Raw genomic sequence first — 5775 nt, forward strand, 5'->3', positions numbered from 1 at the left:
GACGGCGCCGGTGGCCGCACGCCACCAGGTGAAGCGCCCGCTGTGCGCGATCAGGCCGATCACGATCGCGCCCACCACCCAGCCCGCCAGGTACCCGGCGGTCGGTCCGATGAAGGCGCCGAGCCCGCCACGGCCTCCGGCCAGCACGGGCAGCCCGATCGCCGCGAGCGCCAGCACGAGCAGGATCGCCAGAGGAGCACGCCGGGCGCCGAGCACGAGTCCGGCGAGCATCACTCCCAGTGTCTGGCCGGTGATGGGGACACCGCTCGGCAGCGGCACCATGACCGTGCCGAGGACGATCACGAGAGCGGCGAAGACGGCGATGCGTGCGAGATCAGAGCTGAGTGGACGGCGGTCGGGAGTCATCGGTCCTCCGAGGATCGTGGGTTACGTGCACCGGAACGGCGATCACGTTGACGATTTCCACAGTATTGACGGAATCCCGAGCGGCGCACGACGACACCTACAGCGTGAGCGGGCAGATCTTGTCGACCTGCGCCGTCAGCGGACCGGATCGCCCATCCGCAGGCCCGGCAGCAGGGCGAGCACGGTGAGGACCGCGGCGAACGCGTAGACGGTCGCGAAGCCGCTGCCCAGCAGCGGAAGGGCGACGAAGCCGAGACCGGCGACGGCCACCGCGAGGGCGGATCCGGTGGCATCCGAGATCGACAGCGCCGAGGAGTTGAATCCTTCATCGCGGGTCGTCGAGTAGGCGAGGGTGAGCACGGTCAGGCGCGGATAGAGCAGACCCATCCCCGCGCCGGCGAGCCCCCACCCCACGACGACCATCCAGGGCAGTGGCCAGACGAGGACCACCGCCAGCACGCCCGCGATCGCCGTGACGAGAAGCGTGAAGGTGATGAGCATGATCCGACGGCTGCCCAGGCTCTCACCCCAGCGCCCCTGCACAGCAGACGCACTCGACCATCCCAGAGCTGCGAGCGTCAGCGCCAGGCCGGCGATCGACGGCGAGAAGCCGTGCTCGTCCATCAGCAGCTTCGGGATGTACGCCTCGGCGGCGAAGAAGGCGCCGGCGATGAGTCCACGGGTCAGCACGACGCTCGGCAGGCCGGGTGCCGCACGCAGGGTGCGCTTCGGAAGCAGCGGCAGCAGGGCGACGCCGATCACAATGATGCCGATCGCGGCCAGCGCTCCGCCGACCGGGAACGGCACCTCGACGGTGAAGCCGACGCCCACCGCGCAGACGGCCACGACGACGGCGAGCAGCATGCGCGTCGCGAATGACCCGGGCACGGGTCCCACGGCGGGGGTGTCGGCGACGGCGTCCGGATCCCCGTCCCCCGCATCGCGCGCATCCGCCTCGAGCGAGACCCCGCTCAGACGCTGCGCGACGAGCACGAACGCGCCGGCCGTCAGCGCGGCGACCCCGAGGAACGTCCAGCGCCAGTGCAGCAGCTCGGTGACGAGCCCCGCGAGGAACGGCCCGATCATCGACGGAACGACCCAGGCGGCGGCGTACGCCGCGAAGATGCGCCCGTGCAGGTGGGGCGGGTACACGCGCGCGACCACCACGTACAGCGCGACCGTCTGGCCACCCGCCCCCAGTCCCTGGATGAGCCGGCCGGCGAGGAAGGTGTGCATGTCGGTGGCGATGCCCGAGACCACCAGCCCGACCAGGAACGCCGCGACCGACGTGTACAGCGCCGCCCTGGGCCCGGTGCGATCGCTCCAGGTTCCGGCGGCCACCATACCGATCACACTCGTCGCGAGCGTGCCCGAGAACGCGACCGCGTAGAGCGCCTCGCCGTGCAGATCCGCGCTCACGACCGGCATCACCGTGGTTACGGCGAGTGCCTCGATCGCCGCCAGGAAGATGAGCACGACCGAGCCGATCGTGATCCCGAGACGGGTGCCGTCCCAGATCGTCGCGGACGGCGCGCCGGTCGTCACGCCTCCGCCTCGGTGGAGACACCTGTCTCGACGACGAAGAGCGGGAGCACCCCTTCCGGGTGCTCCCGCTGCTTCTCGCTCGTGTGCTGCCGCTCCGTCGGCGCAAGAGCGACGACGTGCGCCGTCATCTCAGATCGCGAAGCCGAGCGCGCGCATCATGTCTCGCCCGTCGTCGGTGATCTTCTCCGGGCCCCACGGCGGCATCCACACCCAGTTGATCCGGAACTGATCGACCACCGCGTCCAGCGCCTGGGCGGTCTGCTCCTCGAGCACGTCAGTGAGCGGGCATCCGGCGCTGGTCAGCGTCATGTGGATGACCAGCGCGTCGTTCTCGTCGTCCCAGGAGAGGTCGTAGATCAGGCCGAGGTCGACGACGTTGATCCCGAGCTCGGGATCCATGACGTCCTTGAGAGCCTCGGTGACCTCGTCGTACTTCTCGGGAGTGAGCGTCGCGGTCATGCTCTCAGCCTACGCTTCGATGGGCTCGGCGGGGTCGAGGAAGCGGTCGTATCCCTCGTCCTCGAGACGGTCGGCGAGCTCGGATCCGCCCTCCTCCACGATGCGTCCCTTGACGATGACGTGCACGTAGTCGGGGCGGATGTAGCGCAGGATGCGGGTGTAGTGGGTGATCAGCAGCACACCGAGGTTGCTCGCCTCCTTGGCGCGGTTCACGCCGTCCGAGACGATCTTCAGCGCGTCGACGTCGAGGCCCGAGTCGGTCTCGTCGAGCACGGCGAACTTGGGCTTGAGCACCTCGAGCTGCATGATCTCGTGACGCTTCTTCTCGCCGCCCGAGAAGCCCTCGTTGACGTTGCGCTGCGCGAACTTCGGGTCCATGCGCAGGTTCGACATGGCCGACTTGACGTCCTTCGTCCACTGCCGGATCGAGGGCGCCTCGCCGTCGATCGCGGTCTTCGCGGTGCGCAGGAAGTTGGTGACGGTCACCCCGGGGATCTCCACCGGGTACTGCATGGCGAGGAACAGGCCGGCGCGGGCGCGCTCGTCGACGCTCATCGCCAGCACGTCCTCACCGTCGAAGGTGATGGCGCCCTGGGTGACGGTGTACTTGGGGTGACCGGCGATCGTGTAGGCGAGGGTCGACTTGCCCGAGCCGTTGGGGCCCATGATGGCGTGCGTCTCACCGGTGTTGATGGTGAGGTCGATCCCGTTGAGGATCGGCGTCGTGCCCTGATCGGTCTCGACCGTTACGTGAAGGTCGCGGATCTCGAGAACAGACATTCAGACTTCCTTAGTGACAGTGGGGTCGATGAGCACGTCGTCGCCGTCGATCTCGACGACGAAAACCGGGACGGGCTCGTAAGCGGGGAGGTTGAGGGGGCGGCCGGTCTCGAGCGAGAACGCCGAGCCGTGGGCCCAGCACTCCAGCGTCTTGCCTTCCACGAACCCCTCGGACAGCGAGATGTCGCCGTGCGTGCAGCGGTCGCCGATCGCGTGGATCTCGTCGTCGCTGTCCTTCACGATCGAGATCGCGATCCCGTCGAGCTCGACGCGCAGCGGCGTGTCCTGTTCGAGTTCGCTGACGCTGCAGGCGCGCTGTGCGCTCACGCGCTCACCGCCTCGAGCTCGGCCTCGAGGGCGGCGGTCAGCTCGTCCTGCAGCTCGGGGATGCCGATGCGCTGCACGACCTCGGTGAGGAAGCCGAACACGACGAGGCGACGAGCCTCCTCCTCCGAGATGCCGCGAGCCTGCAGATAGAACAGCTGCTCATCGTCGAAGCGACCGGTGGCGCTCGCGTGCCCGGCGCCGGCGATGTCACCGGTCTGGATCTCGAGGTTCGGGATCGAATCGGCGCGTGCGCCCTCGGTGAGAACCAGGTTGCGGTTCGCCTCGTACGAGTCGGTGCCGGTGGCGTCCGGTCCGATCAGCACGTCGCCGACCCACACACTGTGCGCGCTCTCGCCGTGCAGAGCGCCCTTGTAGAGCACGTCTCCGGTGGTGTGCGCGCCCTTGTGGTGCAGGTAGACCTGGCTCTCCAGGTGCTGGCCCGCGTCGGCGAACGACAGTCCGTACAGGTACCCGTGGGAGCCGGTGCCCGCGAGCTCGACGTTGGGGTTCACGCGCACCACGCCGCCGCCGAGGCTGACGACGATGTGGGTGAGCTCGGCATCGCGGTCGACGCGCGCCTGGTGAGCCGACGCGTGCACCGCGTCGTCCTCCCAGCGCTGCACGGTGACGACCTTCAGCTTGGCGCCGTCGCGGACGATGATCTCGACGTTCTGCGCGTACTGGGCGGAGCCGGTGTGCTGCAGCACGAGCGTCGCGACGCTGTGGCGCCCTGCTTCGATCACGAGGTGCGCGTCGGCGCGGCCTCCGCGTCCGTCGATCGTGACGATGATCGGCTCGGCGACCTCCTCGTCGGCGGGGATGCTGAGGTGCAGCGCCTCAGCCGCACCCTGCCATGCCACAGCCGAGACGACGTCCTCGGGCACGAAGAACTCGCCCCGCGGGGTCTCACCGTGTGCGAGCTGTGCACTCACGTACTGCTCGTGGCTGAAGGCGTAGGAGACGGCGTCGGTCGAGCCGGCCGTCTCGAACAGCGGCTTCAGCTGCGCGACGGGAGTGTGCTTCCAGTTGACCTCGCGTCCGGTGGGGGCGCCGAAGTCGTCGGGGTCGAACGACCGGAGCCGCTCGGAGCGGGTCTGCACCGGTACGAAACCGGCGTTCGCGACCTGTGCGGCCGGGTCGATGTGCGCGTTCGTCTGCGGCGCCAGCTCGGGCGCCTGAGTGGGGGCCGTCATCAGCCGACCGATCCTTCCATGCCCATCTCGATGAGCTTGTTCAGTTCCATCGCGTACTCCATGGGCAGCTCGCGCGCGATCGGCTCGATGAAGCCGCGCACGATCATCGCCATCGCCTCGTCCTCGGGCATGCCGCGGGACTGCAGGTAGAAGAGCTGCTCCTCGCTGACCTTCGAGACCGTGGCCTCGTGCCCGAGCTGCACGTCGTCGACACGGATGTCGATCGCCGGGTAGGTGTCGGAGCGCGACTTCGTGTCCACGAGCAGCGCGTCGCAGCGGACGGTGTTGGCGGAGTGGTGCGCAGCGGCGTCGACACGGACCTCGCCGCGGTAGCCGGCACGGCCACCGCCACGCGCGATCGACTTCGAGACGATCGACGACTGCGTGTACGGCGCCATGTGGATCATCTTCGCGCCGGCGTCCTGGTGCTGGCCGGGACCGGCGAACGCGACGGAGAGGGTCTCGCCCTTGGCGTGCTCGCCCATCAGGTAGATCGACGGGTACTTCATCGTCACCTTGGAGCCGATGTTGCCGTCGACCCACTCCATGGTGGCGCCCTCGTGCGCGACCGCCCGCTTGGTGACGAGGTTGTAGACGTTGTTCGACCAGTTCTGGATCGTCGTGTAGCGCACGCGGGCGTTCTTCTTCACGATGATCTCGACGACGGCCGAGTGCAGCGAGTCGGACTTGTAGATCGGGGCGGTGCAGCCCTCGATGTAGTGGACGTAGCTGTCTTCGTCGGCGATGATCAGGGTCCGCTCGAACTGACCCATGTTCTCGGTGTTGATGCGGAAGTACGCCTGCAGCGGGATCTCGACATGCACGCCCTTGGGCACGTACACGAACGAGCCGCCCGACCACACGGCCGTGTTGAGCGCGGCGAACTTGTTGTCGCCGGTCGGGATGACGGTGCCGAAGTACTCTTCGAAGAACTCGGGGTGCTCGCGCAGCGCCGTGTCGGTGTCCATGAAGATGACACCCTGCTGCTCGAGGTCCTCGCGGATCTGGTGGTAGACGACCTCGGACTCGTACTGCGCGGCGACGCCGGCGACGAGGCGCTGCTTCTCGGCCTCGGGGATGCCGAGGCGGTCGTAGGTGTTCTTGA

The 5775-nt window shown here is 68.3% G+C and carries 8 protein-coding genes; all 8 read right to left on the reverse strand.

What is annotated here, in order from left to right:
• The coding region (locus tag RT309_RS13395; protein ID WP_313357803.1) for a biotin transporter BioY at window positions 1-366 on the reverse strand (366 nt) is incomplete at its 3' end.
• Between the two features lie 135 nt (window positions 367-501).
• Complete coding sequence (locus RT309_RS13400; RefSeq protein WP_313357804.1) at window positions 502-1911, reverse strand: MFS transporter; 1410 nt, start codon at window positions 1909-1911, stop codon at window positions 502-504.
• On the reverse strand, window positions 1908-2039 hold the full coding sequence (locus tag RT309_RS13405) for a hypothetical protein (RefSeq protein WP_313357806.1): 132 nt from the start codon (window positions 2037-2039) through the stop codon (window positions 1908-1910). The genes RT309_RS13400 and RT309_RS13405 overlap by 4 nt, the downstream gene beginning before the upstream one ends.
• A gap of 1 nt (window position 2040) precedes the next feature.
• A complete protein-coding gene (locus RT309_RS13410; protein ID WP_313357807.1) occupies window positions 2041-2370 on the reverse strand; it encodes a metal-sulfur cluster assembly factor in 330 nt (109 codons plus the stop codon).
• Window positions 2371-2379: 9 nt separating this feature from the next.
• Window positions 2380-3150, reverse strand: coding sequence for a Fe-S cluster assembly ATPase SufC (gene sufC / locus RT309_RS13415; protein ID WP_313357809.1), 771 nt, complete (start codon window positions 3148-3150; stop codon window positions 2380-2382).
• Window positions 3151-3477 (reverse strand): non-heme iron oxygenase ferredoxin subunit, encoded by a 327-nt coding sequence (locus RT309_RS13420; protein WP_313357811.1) that lies wholly within the window; start codon window positions 3475-3477, stop codon window positions 3151-3153.
• Window positions 3474-4670 (reverse strand): Fe-S cluster assembly protein SufD, encoded by a 1197-nt coding sequence (gene sufD, locus RT309_RS13425; RefSeq protein WP_313357812.1) that lies wholly within the window; start codon window positions 4668-4670, stop codon window positions 3474-3476. The genes RT309_RS13420 and sufD overlap by 4 nt, the downstream gene beginning before the upstream one ends.
• On the reverse strand, window positions 4670-5775 hold a 1106-nt coding region (gene sufB / locus RT309_RS13430), incomplete at its 5' end, for a Fe-S cluster assembly protein SufB (RefSeq protein ID WP_313357814.1). The genes sufD and sufB, both read right to left, overlap by 1 nt.

The organism is Microbacterium sp., assembly GCF_032084865.1.
GTDB lineage: Bacteria > Actinomycetota > Actinomycetes > Actinomycetales > Microbacteriaceae > Microbacterium.